11 protein-coding genes are annotated in these 16,115 nt (G+C 53.5%); 9 read left to right on the forward strand and 2 right to left on the reverse strand.

Translation table 11 applies throughout. The annotated features are described in order from the left end of the window. Nucleotides 1-67: 67 nt before the first annotated feature. Both AB4Z35_RS01485 and AB4Z35_RS01490 read right to left on the reverse strand, forming a co-directional pair. Nucleotides 68-1,981 (reverse strand): UvrD-helicase domain-containing protein, encoded by a 1,914-nt coding sequence (locus tag AB4Z35_RS01485; RefSeq protein ID WP_442095770.1) that lies wholly within the window; start codon nucleotides 1,979-1,981, stop codon nucleotides 68-70. After that, nucleotides 1,978-3,897: an ATP-dependent nuclease gene (locus AB4Z35_RS01490; protein WP_442095771.1), complete on the reverse strand. Its 1,920-nt coding sequence runs from the start codon at nucleotides 3,895-3,897 to the stop codon at nucleotides 1,978-1,980. Before AB4Z35_RS01490 ends, AB4Z35_RS01485 begins: the two co-directional genes overlap by 4 nt. A 1,427-nt stretch (nucleotides 3,898-5,324) precedes the next feature. Here AB4Z35_RS01490 and AB4Z35_RS01495 point away from each other — a divergent pair. From AB4Z35_RS01495 to AB4Z35_RS01535, 9 genes are all read left to right on the forward strand, one after another. Then, nucleotides 5,325-5,654, forward strand: a complete 330-nt coding sequence (locus AB4Z35_RS01495) for a hypothetical protein (protein WP_442095772.1) — start codon at nucleotides 5,325-5,327, stop codon at nucleotides 5,652-5,654. 363 nt (nucleotides 5,655-6,017) lie between these two features. Next, on the forward strand, nucleotides 6,018-7,631 hold the full coding sequence (locus tag AB4Z35_RS01500; protein WP_442095773.1) for an AAA family ATPase: 1,614 nt from the start codon (nucleotides 6,018-6,020) through the stop codon (nucleotides 7,629-7,631). Nucleotides 7,632-7,633: 2 nt separating this feature from the next. Continuing rightward, nucleotides 7,634-8,656: a hypothetical protein gene (locus AB4Z35_RS01505; RefSeq protein ID WP_442095774.1), complete on the forward strand. Its 1,023-nt coding sequence runs from the start codon at nucleotides 7,634-7,636 to the stop codon at nucleotides 8,654-8,656. 491 nt (nucleotides 8,657-9,147) lie between these two features. Further along, nucleotides 9,148-9,459: a DUF3077 domain-containing protein gene (locus tag AB4Z35_RS01510; RefSeq protein WP_442095775.1), complete on the forward strand. Its 312-nt coding sequence runs from the start codon at nucleotides 9,148-9,150 to the stop codon at nucleotides 9,457-9,459. 262 nt (nucleotides 9,460-9,721) lie between these two features. Next, nucleotides 9,722-10,162, forward strand: a complete 441-nt coding sequence (locus AB4Z35_RS01515; RefSeq protein ID WP_442095776.1) for a hypothetical protein — start codon at nucleotides 9,722-9,724, stop codon at nucleotides 10,160-10,162. 679 nt (nucleotides 10,163-10,841) lie between these two features. Next, nucleotides 10,842-11,318 carry a formate dehydrogenase subunit gamma gene (locus tag AB4Z35_RS01520; protein ID WP_007982711.1) on the forward strand — a complete coding sequence of 159 codons (477 nt, stop codon included), beginning with the start codon at nucleotides 10,842-10,844 and terminating at the stop codon, nucleotides 11,316-11,318. Beyond that, nucleotides 11,318-12,877 carry a formate dehydrogenase beta subunit gene (locus AB4Z35_RS01525; RefSeq protein WP_442095777.1) on the forward strand — a complete coding sequence of 520 codons (1,560 nt, stop codon included), beginning with the start codon at nucleotides 11,318-11,320 and terminating at the stop codon, nucleotides 12,875-12,877. Before AB4Z35_RS01520 ends, AB4Z35_RS01525 begins: the two co-directional genes overlap by 1 nt. Then, nucleotides 12,874-15,747: a formate dehydrogenase subunit alpha gene (gene fdhF, locus AB4Z35_RS01530; RefSeq protein ID WP_442095778.1), complete on the forward strand. Its 2,874-nt coding sequence runs from the start codon at nucleotides 12,874-12,876 to the stop codon at nucleotides 15,745-15,747. The genes AB4Z35_RS01525 and fdhF overlap by 4 nt, the downstream gene beginning before the upstream one ends. Beyond that, a complete protein-coding gene (locus tag AB4Z35_RS01535) occupies nucleotides 15,744-15,965 on the forward strand; it encodes a formate dehydrogenase subunit delta (protein WP_442095779.1) in 222 nt (73 codons plus the stop codon). The genes fdhF and AB4Z35_RS01535 overlap by 4 nt, the downstream gene beginning before the upstream one ends. Nucleotides 15,966-16,115: the final 150 nt, after the last annotated feature.

Raw genomic sequence — 16,115 nt, forward strand, 5'->3', positions numbered from 1 at the left:
TCTCCGGCCTCATCCCTTAAGGTTGAAAGCGGGACTGGAGCCAAGCCCACTTTCACTCCATAACCATTCACTCCACAGTGCTGATCACCCAGCCACGGTTGATGAGAGCTGATTTGCATTCTTCGGAGATTCGCTCAGCGTTGATTGCCAAACAGAGAAAGCTTGTAGGACGTGAGAGCCCTACATACAGATTTCTGAATTGGGATAGGAGTCCATCCGAAATCTTCTTGTCGCGCTCTTTCAGTCCGCCGGTCACAGGTAACGCTTCCTGAACATCGAATCGTCTACTTGGATGGCCTAAGGATTCAAGTACGAGAGTCGCTAGATGGGTTTCACCCTTCATCGAGGCCACGGAGCCGATCTGCACGCATAGATTTCGCCCCTCGTGTTCGACGGTGCACTCATTTGCCTTCAGTACTGCCATATCAGGGGCCTCAGGCAAATGGAAGATCTCCAACGCGTTGAAATCGTGCTCTGTCATTTCTGCGGGGAGCACTGGCTGGACCACCCAGAAAATTATCGATGGCAGCCCCTTCTTACCTTCTTCAGTAGTCACTGAAAGGGTATCCATCGCCAAGTCACGCATCAGCCTTCGCACTCTACCCACATCGATTCCCGCTTCACTTAATCTTCGCAATAGTTGATGACCACCCTTCACGTTGGCCACGGCCTCTGACTTTGCCTCACGCAGAACTAAAAGAAGTGCTCGACGGATCTCGTCGGCACGCCCCATAAGAGATGTTTCTCTATCCTGGGAGCCAGCCCCTGTGACCAGAGACCAGAAACGGCCCAGTTGTATTCCAGGTGCGCGTGATTGGGCGAGCGCAGGCCAGTAGTCCAGAAGGGTTCTACCAGCAACTGCTTTCTGGGCATCACCTTGCTTTCGTGCACACAGCGCCTTCACTGGACCGGCCTGGATGCTGACATCGTCGAAGCGTTTGAGGACTTCGACGCCAAACGCGGAAATAACCTTGTCGACTTTTTCTGTCGGGTAGATCAATAGCATCGGGGCATATGCGTCTAGCCCTGTCCCCGCAACTGCAACCCCGGACAATTGAGCGCTCGCCACGACTTGGGCGATTGTGGGGCCAAATCGCTTACTGGTACTGATCGGCAACGCACCTACTTTAGGGAACGAGAGGTTTTTGGCGCCGTCTTCGCTTACAAGAATCCGCTGATTGATATCACCGAGGCGCTGAATAATTACCGTGTCGTCAAAAATCAGCTGGAGCAAACGCTCTTGCTCCCAGGATGTATCCTGCATCTCGTCGATAAAGACCAACGGAAATCGTCGAGACATCAGCTTTTTAAGCTGCGGAGAAGCTTCAAGGTGCTGCTCGGCAAAGGCAAACATGTCGGCGTATCGAAAAACACCGCTTTTAGCCAGCTCTCTTTTGAGGTTATGGAGAATCGGAAACGTCTTGGCTTTTTCGCTAGGTAGCCTCCCGCCTTCGCTTGCCAACTCAAGCTTTGGCCCCTTGAAAATCAACCCCTCTACCATCGGCTGCACACCAACGTTTTGCTCCATCCAGGTTCGCAGGCTCCAGTTACTTTTAGCCTTGGCAAGAGCTCGCTGACTGAATACCTCATTGTCGATTACATCGACTTCGAGACCATTGCTCCGTAAATAAGGTACGGCCAGAAAATGGTTCACTAAGCCATGGATAGTGCCAATAAAATGGGGATGGGCAAGCAATCGGCTACCTTCTGCGCTAGCGCCGAGACGGCGTTGAATTTCCTCACGTGCCACATTCGTGTGGCTCAGGACGCAGATACCTCTTCGTTCGTCATTCCACTTTCGCCCCAAAAGCATGAGTTTCGTAGCGAGCAGGGTCGTTTTTCCACTTCCCGGGGCTGCGTTGATATCTCTAGATTGGCTTTCAAGGAGTACTGCTCTGCGTTCAACATCCCTGAAGTTTAGATCTGGGTAGAGCGCGGTAAGCTCGTCCAAATCCTGTTCCGTAATTACCGGAATACTCATGCTTCCACCTTGATTCCGGTGAGGTGAGCAAAAGCTCGCTGTAGATAAGGTGGTAGCTGTATGAGCAGGTCTTTCCCTCGACCGAAAGTGCCGCTTGAAATCAAGTGTGCAGCGTATTGGGCTGTCACTGCTTTGGACGCATCCTTCTCCACGAGCGGCTGGTAGATGATAGAGGCAAGTTTTACGGGAGGGTGACCATCAGCTGTTAGTTTCCCCCAAAGCTCCTTGGCCTCTGCAGTTGTTTTGACCTCGTCTTCCTGAGTAAGGCGCTCTTTGCGCGAGTCAGCCTTTTTGGCCAAATGTATGGCTGTAAACATCAACTCGGCACAACCATAGAGGGCCAGATCAAACTCCAGGGTCCAACGGTCAGAGACGCAAACTATGGTGCTACCGCCCTGCGCTCTGTCTACCTTCGTTTGCACCAGGGCAGACAGCTCAGCTGCGTTGTAGTCGGACTCGAAACGTTTACGGCCATTTTTGGGTGGATCAATGTAGTCTGCTTCGTTGGGAACAACGTCTCTATCGGTGATGCACACGACCGGTATCGGGAGCGCTGAACCATCAGCAGGTTGAAGAATTCGTGCGTAGTGATATAGGCCAACGCTGCCCACGTTCACACAAGAAATTCCGTACTCATTAAATGAGCAGCCGCAGGCTTCGGCTAATGCAGGCAACAAAAGGGCTTCCGCAGGCCCCTCTACAATTACTACACCGCGAGCGAAGAACAGATTCGATTTCGTAGCATCAATAAACCGGTGCAGAAAGTCATAATCAGTTTTGTTCAGCTTGGTCTTGCCATGCGCTAAGTTAAACAGCTTTGCTTTATGCACCAACGTCATACTAGCAATGTCAGCACCTGCAGCCAGCGATGGACTATGAGTCGTCATAACGACCTGTACAGCGCGTTTACCTTCTGCGGGGTTCTGAGAGGTAACTTCAAGAAGATTCTGCACACGCTCTTGAAGCTGTGGGTGAAGGTGGGCCTCAGGTTCCTCAATCAAAAGAAGCGCAAGCTCATCGCCATCGCGTAAAAGCACAAGTTCCGTGGCCATGAACAACGCGTTGTTATAGCCGAGACCTCGTACACAGCGCTCATCCGGATGGATGCCGGATGATGGCAGGAGGCCGAGTTCAAATCGCTCCAAGATAGGCTGTAGTGCCAACTCGGAGGTAATCTGAATACGAGATGACAACTCGTCTCCGGCAAAGGCGAACTTGTTCAAATAGTTTTCGTTGATATCGTTCTGAACTTCACTGATGACTTTATGCTTCCCCATGTGGTGTTGGGTGAAGGCCATTAGACCAACCAGTTTTTCCGGGACTTCAGTGGGATCTCCGACATCAAAGTCATTTTCCTCTTGGCCTTTAATGCTCTGGTGCGCAGCTAAAATCTGCGATAGACGGGATTGCCGTCCTGGACGAAGCTCTGCTTCTGCATCTCGAAGCGGACGAAGATAGGTTGCGCGTATAAGCTCTCGGACCACAGTCCCTATCTCCGGCCCCACACCATTTCTTCCGGAACGGGTGATTGCCTCAACTCGGCCACGCTTGTTGTCCTGGGGCGGACTCCATCTAGCTTGCGCATGAATGATAAGACTGTAGGTTCCATCCTTCTCGCGAGTAAGCCATTCGAGCACCGCAGCTTCCTGCTCAGCATTCAGTCCCGTCAAAGTGGCTTCAATAAATAAGCTTTGCGCCCTGTCACTTCCGCTAATATGGAAATCAGTCTCGAAAAAGCGAATGAATTCATAGCTAGTTGTCCAAAGAACATAGCGGATAGCATCCACTACCGAGGTTTTCCCTGAGTCATTTTCACCCACTAAAATGTTAAGCCCAGGATTGAGCTCCCAGTCGAGTTGATGATCATCAGCTCCAAAAGCACGGAAATTGGCAGAGCGAATCCGTTTAAGGTGCATTCCTTACTCCCTGTTTATCTATAACGAACTATTTTTGTCGACGGAGCTGGCCTACTCAGCCGTGTAATCAAGAGCCTACCGCGGCACTTAGTCAACCTGCATCGCTCACAATTTATTGATAACTGTGATTGGCAAAAATATGTTGATGAATGCAACGCTTAGCTGATAATAGCCTCTGAATCTAGCACTGCGTAGGCAATAGAGACAATAAGTAAGGCTATGCGACTTCGCAGGACCGGCCCATTTCTCTTCGATGCGATGTAACACCATTCGACCTAGTAACACCCTCTAGGGGACATCAGAAAAGTTCGCGCCACTAGAAATAAATCCTTTCATATCAGCAACATGATTGAAATTGTAACTTGCGTAACACCCATAACAGGCTGTTGAAGCAGGCGCGGTCCCCAGCTCCCCGTAGATGTCCAAACCTACGGCGAAACAGAATCCGTCCCACGGGCGCTCTGTAAAGTCTCTGATCACACGGGGACGGAAACCTGCAGGATCTTGTTAGCGGAATTCCCAGCTTAGTGAATCGGGAGAACTGAGGTTCACCTGTGCATCTGCCCTATCAAATGGGTAATCCCAGTCCACCGTTACCAACGCGGTAACGATGGCCTTCTTTGTACAAGACCCTTTCAATTTCAAGGTTGAAATTTCAGTAAGCTGGGCCGACTCCCGCGAACAAGATCCCGCGGGTTTCCGACCCCGTGTCCTTCAGATAGTCCCAGGGTCCCCGGCTTCGTTCTGGCGACTGATTGCTTTCTGCCATCCTCCAACTAACCTTCATTCCTGCTGGTTAGCACGCTTTTAACCAGCACCATGGACACTGCTGAAATATTGAGTCACTACCGATCCGACACACGGAAGCGAGGACTAGCTAATGCAATCATTTATCGTAAACCAGAACGTACAAGCCAACGGCGACTACGAGGTGCATAACACTACATCTGGCTGTAGGTTCATGCCGCTGCTAGAGAATCAGGTATCACTCGGAAATCATCTCACCTGCACGGGTGCAGTCTCCGCGGCTCGAGCAACATGGCCCAGTGCGCAGATCAATGGTTGCTACTATTGCTGCAACCCATGCCACACCAGCTAAATTTTTGGATAGGCGGGGGGGCGGCCTAATGGACGTTTATGACTCGATCTACGATTGTGCGATCATAGGCCCAAGCAAGCTGTATTCCCGCGTGTATCCCTAACTATCTAATCCGGCTACAAGCCACGGATTATATGGAAGACTCCAGTTTCCCTCGGGCACCAAAATTAAGAAAGGTCTTGCTTAGCAAGGCCTTTTTTTTTTCGCCCATCAAAAAGTGATCCACCCCGCCGCTCTCTGTAGCAGCTGCCGAAGGCTGCGATCGTTTTTGACCTTGTCCGGCCTTCTCCGTCGTGCGCCGACGGAACATTTCACAAGGATTCCCCCCATGGAATTGCACCTGGAAACCGTCGCCCTCTTCTCCCTCAAGCTGGCTTATGAGACGGAAGGTCAGAGCCCGATTTTGCGGGATGATCTGGTTATGGGGGATTACCCGCGGGATGTGTTTGAGTTGTTGGTGCGGCGGGGGGATGTTGAGGGGATTCGGGTGAAGGTGGATGAGTGTGTGGGGTTGGCGTTGGAGGCCATTGGGGGTGTGGATAAGCCGTTGGGGCGGGAGTTGGGGAGGTTGGCGGGGGAATTTGCCGGGATTCAGATGATGGAGCGGCTTGATGCGCCGCTTATCGCGCTGAAAAGGTACTTGCAAGACATTCAATGAATTAGAACAGCGACTTAAAAAAGCGGGAACGTCCAATAACCGGACCGATGCTGTCGCCACATTTTATCCAATAATAAATTTGCCCCTTTCCCCTGAGGAAGGTTGTTTTTTTCAAGTATCCAACGTAGCTATCCCCTCCCTGCGACGTCACCTGCAAATAAATCGCCCCCCATACTCCAGCCCTTGATTAAAAAGAGCCCCCCCAGAACGAGAAAACCTCGGATTTTGTAGGCACTGTCCATACAAGCGTTGGACACAATAGTGGCAAAACAGTAGCATTAGAAATTTCGTGAAATGTACGAGAGAGCACTGGTGGGTCAGCACTTTATCCGCCTCATAGCTAAGGGAGAATAAGGAGATATCATGATTGACATTAAGGGGCTTGGGCTTCGTCATTTGAGAAGCTTTGGGGCAGATAAAAATATAATACCTCTAAAAAAAATAAATATATTGATAGGAAAAAATAGCTGCGGTAAAAGTACTTTTTTAAGAACTTTTCCGTTATTACGCCAGTCAATTGAGGCAGCCACTCGAAGCCCAATTCTTTGGTTTGGTAAATTTGTCGACTTCGGAGACTTTAGCACCGCTTTAAACTCAGATGGCAACAGTATTTTTTTCGATTTTGACATAAAATTAAATCTAATTGACGACAATGTAGAAACCTGGGATTTCGAAGTAGAATACTTCAATGACTTTGGTGAAATTCAGTCAAGCCCTTCTCAACCCACTGTAAAGCCAACTTTGAGGTTTCCAATAGACGCCAGCTTGGGCCTTCAAAAAGAAAGAGACAACCTATCGAGTTCATTCAGCATTTCCATTTTAGGAGTAGAGCTGAAAATCGGATGGATTCAAAACCGAGTTATCGAATTCGAGGCATATTGCACTCACACAAAAAAAATCGAACGACTTCCTTTAAAGCGAGTTACCGAGTCAGGATCTCTGATCCCATTAAAGGCAATGGGCATCAGAGCATTAACTGTAAACCAAGAAAAGCGGTTCATATATATAGACCTACTAAAACATGAAAGCTTTAACATGCTTGCAGAGTATGTTAAAAAACACCATCACGCCTCAAAAAAAATCGAAAACATCAAAGACAAGCTTAAAAAGCTACCTCTAAGCCACGGAGACACCCTACTTGAGAATCTGAGAATATTATTCTCAGACGACAAGTACTTTATAAAAAAGCTAGAAACGCATACCAATGAAATCCTCAGATCAGTTTTTTTCTATCTGGCGATTAGAAACACAAGCAAACTTTGGTCTGCAGTAGATTCATTATTCAAAGAGTTTTTTGAAGGGGTTCGATACTCAGGTCCACTACGGGCAGCAGGGGAAAGATTTTATCGTTACCAAGATCTAGAAATAGATGAAATTGACCATACTGGTGGAAATCTACCTATGGTTATCAATTCATTAAAGCCTGTAGAAAAAGAAAGCTTGAGCATTTGGATTAAAGAAAATTTTGGCTTTGAACTCAAACTTCTGAGCGAAGGCCTTCACTATGAACTACTTATAAAGGAAGAAGCCGATAGAGAATTTCACAACATAAGCGATATGGGTTTTGGTTACTCACAAATACTTCCAGTCATAGTTTCAATTTGGTTAGAAACTGTACACGCCGCAGCATCTACAATAAGAGCAAAGCTAACAAAAAGAAAAAAATGGCCGCGAACAATAATACTCGAACAGCCGGAGCTACACCTACACCCAGCCCTCCAATACAAATTTGGAAGCGCAATCGCTAAAGTAGCGACTCTAGCAAACAAAAAAGACTTTATATTCATAATTGAAACGCACAGCAAACACCTGATAGACGCGCTAGGCCAAAGCATCAGAGAACACGAACTAACTGAAGACCAAGTAAATATAACTTTATTTGAAAAAATGGATGATGGTGATACTGAAACATCACTATCCGGATTCGACAACGAAGGCTACCTCGTAAACTGGCCTATTGGTTTTCTGTCGGCATAACTATGATCCTATTAATCAAAGAAACTCCAGACCTCACCACTAAAACATCAGAAAAAATAATTGCCATTGAAAATATATTAAGATCACACGGCGAAGGAAAACATCTGCTATGGATGCCTCACGAAACTATTAGCTCACTCCTGAAATGCGATCAGTTTGGCTTTTATTCAAAAAAGGTTTTAACCGAACTATCCAGCCAAGTATTAGAAACTCGTGAGCTGGCAACAAAATTCAAGTTGAAAATTGTTTTTGACTTCTCAGATCAATTTAAATTTAGCTTTTATGACGGAGCATGGGTACTGGGCTTCGGACACTTTCGCGATAGCGAAGTACTTCAAAAACCAATATTACTTACCGAAAATGACGATGACGCCAAAATATTTGTTCATGGTGCAAAATCTTATCTTTTCAAAGAGAAAATAGGCAACTGCGATATAAAGCTAGAGATCACATCTGGAGGAGGGGACACCACTTACAAAACCTTCAAACGTTACAGCGATGAACAAGTTAGGTTTGTAGCTTGCATTATTGACAGTGATAAGGACCACCCAAAAGCACCCTTGGGCAGTACCGCTAAAAAATTTAGTAAAGTAAAGCAGGGCTATTCAGAACGACAATATTTTGAAATGCTTGACTGCCATGAAATAGAAAACATACTCCCTATAGATTTAGTCAGGGAAATTGCAAGCACTAATTGCAAGTCAAGCCTAATATTTAGCAATCCAAAATATTACAAATTTAGAAAATACCCTGATCATAAAAACGGTTTAACCGTAAAAAATGCTATAGCTGACGACTTCAGCCACAAAGACAACTATTGGGCTGACTTCAAGAAGCATGAATCCACGGATTTTATTTGCCATGGATTTGGGGAAAAACTTCTATCATCTTGCATAAAATACTTTGAAAGCAAAGGCGAAAGACAGGCATCAAAACTGATGACCGAGGACGTCGATCATGAATGGTTTCGCATAATAAAAATAATTGCCGAATGGGGAATATGCTCCAAAAGAATTATAAATTAAACTATAGAGCCACCAACTCCTAAGACATATAAAAATTTATTCATAGCGGGATACACGACGAAACCGGACCCGAGACGAACCAGACTTTAAGTCCAATAACTTAATTCATGGATTTCCGATGGTTGCAAGAAAGGAGTCTGCGCGATAACCTTCCGGCGTCGCTGCCAATTCAGCGACCGGGCTTGGTAACCCGAGGTAAATCACTGCGCAACAGTGCCATGCGTTCGCAGGCGCTTTTTTTTCGCCTGCAATCTGCGTTATGGCGGCTGTGCGTGGGACGTCTTCGGACGTGCCGGTTTCCTTGATTTCCCGGTTTACCAACCTGCGCACAGCTGCCACCCATTCGCTTGGTAACGAATGCGGCAGCTCTTCAAATTAAGGAGCTTTGCAATGCGCAGCATGAATCCGTTTGAAATTTGGCTTTTCTCTCTATGCAATTCCCAATCGCGTAACGCCCTCCCCCATTGCCTCTCCATCCTCGGAGGTGGCCAATGACCGAACAACCTGAACTCAAGACCATCGGCCTGACGCCTGCCATCTACTGCGCGGATCAAGCGCTGTTTCATGTCACTCGTGATGTTCCCCTCGGGGATGCGTTGGCGATGGCTTCTGATTTTCTGTTTTTGGCCAAGGCGCTGAGCAAGGATGCGGCTTATGCCACAGATACGGATTATCACGCCTGGGCTGCGCATTATCTGACTTCGATGAGTAAGGCGTTGGTGGATGATGCGGTGAAGGTGCTGACGCGGGATCGGACTTGTGCGCCGGCCTCCAGGCAAGCGGGGGTAAAGGCTGAGGGGTAGTGATTGAAACACTGAAATAGCTTCAGATTTCAGAAGTCAGGCATGACGCTTGTGGGAACGGGCTGGGTTGCGGTGGCCGGGGTATTCAGCGGGATATGTGGATGTCTTGCGTTTTTCGCGAGCGAGCTCGCTCCTACAGTGGGTTTGCTACAACCCAATGGCTATTGGACCGACCATCCGAATAACCTCAGGATTTGTACAGCTGACTAAAATTCAGTGGGGGATCTCTTCAACGAGCCCTTACAAGGCGGGAGGTTTTACGATGAAGGTCGTAACTTCGCTGGCGTTGCTGGTAGCGGCAGGATGGATCTCCGTGGTTGGTGCAGCCCCGAAGCAAATCGTTGCCGTTCCCTTGAATGCAACTACTCACAATGCCGGGCATATCGCTCAGGCCATTCTGACCCCCTTGAACAGTAGTGAGACGGCGCTCTCATTGTTCGTGGGCGGTGTACCCATTGGCACTGCAATTCCGGCGCACTTGTATACCTATATCTACTCGGGAAGCTGCGCCAGGCACGAGCCCAAGCCGGTCTATTCACTCAATCGCATCGTGGCTGACAACTTCAACGAGCAGGCGGGCATCCAACTCTGGAAGAGCGTGCCTATGGCTTATGACTCGCTGCGGTCCGGCGGATACGCGCTGGTGATGCGGACAAGCCCGGCCGATGGGAATCCCGATATTTTCTGTGGTGAGCTTGGTTAAGGGTTTTCCCCCGCTTCCATGCATAGCGTGGGAGCGGGGGGATTATCCCTCTCAGGCTGTTTGCAGTATGACGGTGCTCATTCAACAGCAGATGTTGATTGCCTTGCGTTTTTCGCGAGCAGGCTCGCTCCTACAGTGGGTTGGGTTTCAGCTTGGCTTTTTGTGGTAGTTGGGCTGGCGCTATCGCGAGCAAGCTGGCTCCCACAGGGGGCTTTGTGTGTTTAGTGGGATTTGGGATTAGTCCCGGGGTTTTCGGGGCTTTTTATTGCTTGGGGCAAAGTAAATGCTGGGGATTCGGTTTTGAGACTTCCGGCCTCCGAGTGCTTCCGGTGGGCTTGATCGTCACCTTCTCCACAGGCAATCCGCTGTGCATAACTCCAGCAACCGCCCCTCTGGCACGGCGCCTGATGCTGCGTTCTTCTAGACTCAATACAAGGTCGTAGACAGAACCAAACACGTCGCTCTGGTGCAGCCGATTCAGGGGCCGCGTGGCAATCTGGCTTTTATGCCCCTATTGAGGCGCGGCGAAGACCGTGCCGGGCACAACAAGATGCCCGCTCAGGGTGCCCTGGCCAACGGCCAAATTGCCACGATACCGTGACGTGGTGTGAGTGCCGCAGCCGACACTTTCGGACGACCGACAACCTTCTGGTTTGTCCGTGACCGTGAGGATTGCTGAATGCCTGATGAGATGTTGCACCTGCCTGTGGTCAACAGTCTGCTGGAGCGCCATAAGGGCTCTGCGGGTGCGCTGTTGCCCATTCTTCATGATATTCAGGAGCGCATTGGGTACATCCCCGATGTCGCCGTCCCCGAGATTGCCCATGCCCTGAACCTGAGCCAGGCCGAGGTTCGTGGGGTGATCAGTTTTTACCATGACTTCCGTACCGCGCCGCCCGCGCGGCATATCCTGCGTCTGTGCCGGGCCGAGTCGTGCAAGAGTCGCGGTGCCGAGCAGCTTGCGGCGCAGTTGCGTGAACGGCTGCAGCTGGACGACCACGGCAGCAGTGCCGATGGCAGTATCAGTTTGCGGCCGGTGTATTGCCTCGGTGCCTGTGCCTGTTCGCCAGCGCTGGAGCTGGATGGCCGGGTGCATGCGCGGCTCAGTGCCGAGCGTCTGGATGCGCTGCTCGACGCTTGCCGGGAGGACGCGTGATGCCGACTCTTTATCTGCCCTGTGATTCGCTGGCTCGTGCCGTAGGTGCCGACGAGGTCTCTACGGCCCTGATCACTCAGGCCAAGGAACGCAATCTGCCGCTGGAGTTGCAGCGCACCAGTTCGCGCGGCCTGTATTGGCTGGAACCGCTGTTGGAAGTGGACAGCCCGCAAGGCCGGATCGGTTTCGGTCCGTTGACCGCTGCCGATGTGCCGTCCGTGCTTGATGCACTGCAAGGCGAGCCGTCCGCCCATCCGCTGGCCTTGGGCCTGGTGGAAGAATTGCCTTATCTGAAGACTCAACAACGCTTGCTGTTCGCCCGCGCCGGCATCACCCGGCCGCTGTCGCTGGACGACTATCGAGCCCATGGCGGTTTCGAAGGTTTAACAAGAGCCATCGCCCTTGGCGGTGAGCAAACCGCGACCGCGGTGTTCGATTCAGGCCTGCGTGGCCGTGGCGGCGCGGCCTTCCCCGCCGGGATCAAATGGCGAACGGTGCGCGCTACCGAAGCTGCGCAGAAGTACATCGTATGCAACGCCGACGAAGGCGACTCCGGCACCTTTGCCGACCGCATGTTGATGGAAGGCGACCCTTTCCTGCTGATCGAAGGCATGGCCATTGCCGGCATTACCGTCGGCGCCACTTACGGCTACATCTATGTGCGCTCGGAGTATCCGGATGCCGTGGCCACCCTGCGCGAGGCGCTGAACATTGCCCGGGCAAACGGTTACCTCGGCGCCAATGTCGGCGGCAGCGGTCAGGCTTTCGATATGGAAGTACGCGTCGGTGCCGGTGCTTACATCTGTGGTGAGGAAACCGCGCTGCTGGACTCTCTCGAAGGCAAGCGCGGAATCGTGCGCGCCAAGCCGCCGATTCCTGCCTTGAAGGGGCTGTTCGGCCAGCCGACCCTGGTGCACAACGTGCTGACCCTGGCCTCGGTGCCACTGATTCTGGCCAAGGGTGCGCAGTTCTATCGTGATTACGGGATGGGCCGTTCGCTGGGCACCATGCCTTTCCAGCTGGCGGGCAATATCCGTCACGGCGGGCTGGTGGAGCGGGCCTTTGGCCTGACCCTGCGGGAGCTGGTGGAAGACTACGGCGGAGGCACCGCCAGTGGCCGGCCGCTGAAGGCTGCGCAGGTCGGCGGTCCTTTGGGCGCCTGGGTGCCGCCGTCGCAATTCGACACGCCGCTGGATTACGAAGCCTTCGCCGCCATCGGCGCGATGCTCGGTCACGGTGGTGTGGTGGTGGCGGACGACACGCTGGACATGGCCCATATGGCGCGCTTCGCGATGGAGTTCTGCGCCGAGGAATCCTGTGGCAAATGCACGCCGTGCCGTATCGGCTCGACTCGGGGCGTGGAGGTGATCGACCGCCTGCTGGCCGCGCCTGACCAGAACGGTCGCGATGAGCAGGTGATCATCCTCAAGGACCTGTGCGACACCCTGCAATACGGTTCGCTGTGCGCGTTGGGCGGCATGGTTTCCTTTCCGGTCGCCAGCGCCCTCAAGCACTTCCCCGCCGACTTCGGCTTGCAGCCCTCGGAGGCCGAGCAATGATCACTCTCTTCGACCCGAACACAGACATTGACCTTGGTACTCCGGCCCGCGACAGCCAGGTGCAAGTCACCCTGAACATCGACGGTCGCAGCATCAGCGTGCCCGAAGGCACTTCGGTGATGCGCGCCGCTGCGCTGCTGGGCACCACCATTCCCAAACTCTGTGCCACCGACAGCCTGGAAGCCTTCGGCTCCTGCCGCATGTGCCTGGTGGAAATCGACGGCATGCGCGGCTACCCGGCCTCCTGCACCACGCCGGTCACTGAAGGCATGAGCGTGCACACCCAGACGCCCAAGCTCGCGACGCTGCGCCGCAACGTCATGGAGTTGTACATTTCCGATCACCCGCTGGACTGCCTGACCTGCTCGGCCAACGGCAACTGCGAGCTGCAAACCGTGGCCGGTCAGGTCGGCCTGCGGGAGGTGCGTTACGGCTATGAGGGCGACAACCATCTGGCCGATGTGAAAGACACGTCCAACCCGTATTTCGACTACGACCCGAGCAAGTGCATCGTCTGCAACCGCTGCGTGCGCGCCTGCGAAGAAACCCAGGGCACCTTTGCCCTGACCATTACCGGGCGCGGTTTCGAATCCCGCGTGGCCGCTGCCGGCGGCGAGAATTTCCTCGAATCGGAATGCGTGTCCTGCGGCGCCTGTGTGCAGGCCTGCCCGACCGCGACCCTGATGGAAAAAAGCGTGGTCGAACTGGGTCAGCCAGAACGTAGCGTGATCACTACTTGCGCCTACTGCGGCGTGGGCTGCTCGTTCCGCGCCGAGATGAAAGGCGACCAACTGGTGCGCATGGTTCCGGACAAGAACGGCCAGGCCAACCACGGCCACTCTTGCGTCAAAGGGCGCTTTGCCTGGGGCTACGCCACCCACCCGGATCGCATCACCAAGCCGATGATCCGCAAACACATCAACGACCCGTGGCAGGAAGTCAGCTGGGATGAAGCGGTGACCTACGCCGCCAGCGAATTCCGCCGGTTGCAGCAGAAATACGGCCGCGATTCCATCGGTGGCATCACCTCCAGTCGCTGCACCAACGAAGAAACCTATCTGGTGCAAAAGCTGGTGCGCGCCGCGTTCGGCAACAACAACGTCGACACCTGTGCGCGGGTCTGCCACTCGCCGACCGGCTATGGTTTGAAACAAACCCTGGGCGAGTCCGCCGGCACCCAGAGTTTCGACTCGGTGATGCAGGCCGACGTGATTCTGGTGATGGGCGCCAACCCCAGCGACGCCCACCCGGTGTTCGCCTCCCAGCTCAAACGCCGCCTGCGTGAGGGCGCGCGGCTGATCGTCATCGACCCGCGACGCATTGATCTGGTGGACACGGTGCATGCCCGCGCCGAACTGCACCTGGCCCTGCGCCCGGGCACCAACGTCGCCATGCTCAACGCATTGGCCCACGTTATCGTCACCGAGGGCCTGCTCAACCAGGCCTTTATCGACGCCCGCTGCGAGGGCAGCGATTTCGCCCGCTGGAGCGAATTCGTCAGCCGTGCGGAAAACTCGCCGGAAGCCCTCGGCCCTGTCTGCGGCGTCGCCGCTGCCGACATCCGTGCCGCCGCCCGTCTGTATGCCACCGGCGGCAACGCGGCGATCTACTACGGCCTGGGCGTCACCGAGCACAGCCAGGGCAGCACCGCGGTCATGGGTATTGCCAACCTGGCCATGGTCACTGGCAACATCGGTCGCGAAGGCGTGGGCGTGAACCCGCTGCGTGGGCAGAACAACGTGCAGGGTTCCTGCGACATGGGTTCCTTCCCCCACGAATTGCCCGGCTACCGGCACATCTCCAACGAGGTGGTAAGGGCGCAGTTCGAACAGGCCTGGAATGTCACCCTGCAACCTGATCCGGGTCTGCGCATCCCGAACATGTTCGAGTCTGCCCTGGCCGGCAGTTTCAAAGGCCTGTATTGCCAGGGCGAGGACATCGCCCAGAGCGATCCGAATACCCAGCACGTCACCGCCGCTTTGTCGGCGATGGAGTGCGTGGTGGTGCAGGATATTTTCCTCAACGAAACCGCCAAGTTCGCCCATGTGTTCCTGCCGGGCAGTTCGTTCCTGGAAAAAGACGGCACCTTCACCAACGCCGAGCGGCGCATCTCCCGGGTGCGCAAGGTCATGGAGCCGTTGGGCGGCAAGGCCGACTGGGAAGGCACGGTGGCCCTGGCCAATGCCCTGGGTTATCCGATGAACTACAAACATCCATCGGAAATCATGGATGAAATCGCCAGCCTGACGCCGACCTTCACCAACGTCAGCTACACCGAACTGGATCGCCACGGCAGCCTGCAATGGCCGTGCAACGCCGAGGCACCGGACGGCACGCCGACCATGCACATCGAACAATTCGTGCGCGGCAAGGGGCGCTTCATGCTCACTGGTTATGTGCCGACCGAGGAGAAGGTCAACAGTCGCTATCCGCTGCTGCTGACCACCGGGCGCATCCTCAGTCAGTACAACGTCGGCGCCCAGACCCGGCGCACCGACAACGTCGCCTGGCACGACGAAGACCGCCTGGAAATCCACCCGAGCGACGCCGAAAGCCGTGGCATCAACGAAGGTGACTGGGTCGGCATCGGCAGCCGCGCCGGCCAGACCGTACTGCGTGCGCGGGTCACCGAACGGGTGGCCCCGGGCGTGGTGTACACCACTTTCCACTTCCCGGAATCGGGCGCCAACGTGATCACCACCGACAACTCCGACTGGGCCACCAACTGTCCGGAGTACAAGGTCACCGCCGTGGAAGTCAGCCGCGTCTACCACCCTTCGGAGTGGCAAAAACGCTATCAGGCGTTCAGTGACGAACAGCACCGTCTGTTGAATGAACGCCGTCAGGCGAAAGCGGAGGTACGCCGATGAGCACTGAAAACCTGATCAAGATGGCCAACCAGATCGCCCAGTACTTCACCAGCGAACCGGACCAGCAACTGGCCATACTCGGTGTGCGCAATCATCTGCAGATGTACTGGACGCCCGGCATGCGCAAGGAATTGCTCGCCTGGCAGACGGAGCATCAGGGGGCGGATTTGCACCCGCTGGCGCAGGCGGCGGTGAGTGGGGCGGGTTGGGAGGCTTAGCCTGCTGGCTGCAAAAAAACTGTGGGAGCGAGCTTGCTCGCGATGAGGGCTTAACATTCAGCATTTTTGCTGGCTGATACACCGCTATCGCGAGCAAGCTCGCTCCCACAGGGGATTTGTGCCGGGGTTGGGATTTGGGCTGGCCAGGCT

Origin of the sequence: Pseudomonas sp. KB_15 (genome assembly GCF_052114525.1) — a bacterium.
Taxonomy (GTDB): domain Bacteria; phylum Pseudomonadota; class Gammaproteobacteria; order Pseudomonadales; family Pseudomonadaceae; genus Aquipseudomonas.

Bases quoted from the DNA above. Each gene is read 5' to 3' on its own strand.
- AB4Z35_RS01505 (WP_442095774.1), top strand. From the start codon at position 7,634: ATGATCCTATTAATCAAAGAAACTCCAGACCTCACCACTAAAACATCA.
- AB4Z35_RS01485 (WP_442095770.1), bottom strand. From the start codon at position 1,981: ATGAGTATTCCGGTAATTACGGAACAGGATTTGGACGAGCTTACCGCG.
- AB4Z35_RS01515 (WP_442095776.1), top strand. From the start codon at position 9,722: ATGAAGGTCGTAACTTCGCTGGCGTTGCTGGTAGCGGCAGGATGGATC.
- fdhF (WP_442095778.1), top strand. From the start codon at position 12,874: ATGATCACTCTCTTCGACCCGAACACAGACATTGACCTTGGTACTCCG.
- AB4Z35_RS01490 (WP_442095771.1), bottom strand. From the start codon at position 3,897: ATGCACCTTAAACGGATTCGCTCTGCCAATTTCCGTGCTTTTGGAGCT.
- AB4Z35_RS01495 (WP_442095772.1), top strand. From the start codon at position 5,325: ATGGAATTGCACCTGGAAACCGTCGCCCTCTTCTCCCTCAAGCTGGCT.
- AB4Z35_RS01535 (WP_442095779.1), top strand. From the start codon at position 15,744: ATGAGCACTGAAAACCTGATCAAGATGGCCAACCAGATCGCCCAGTAC.
- AB4Z35_RS01500 (WP_442095773.1), top strand. From the start codon at position 6,018: ATGATTGACATTAAGGGGCTTGGGCTTCGTCATTTGAGAAGCTTTGGG.
- AB4Z35_RS01510 (WP_442095775.1), top strand. From the start codon at position 9,148: ATGACCGAACAACCTGAACTCAAGACCATCGGCCTGACGCCTGCCATC.
- AB4Z35_RS01525 (WP_442095777.1), top strand. From the start codon at position 11,318: ATGCCGACTCTTTATCTGCCCTGTGATTCGCTGGCTCGTGCCGTAGGT.
- AB4Z35_RS01520 (WP_007982711.1), top strand. From the start codon at position 10,842: ATGCCTGATGAGATGTTGCACCTGCCTGTGGTCAACAGTCTGCTGGAG.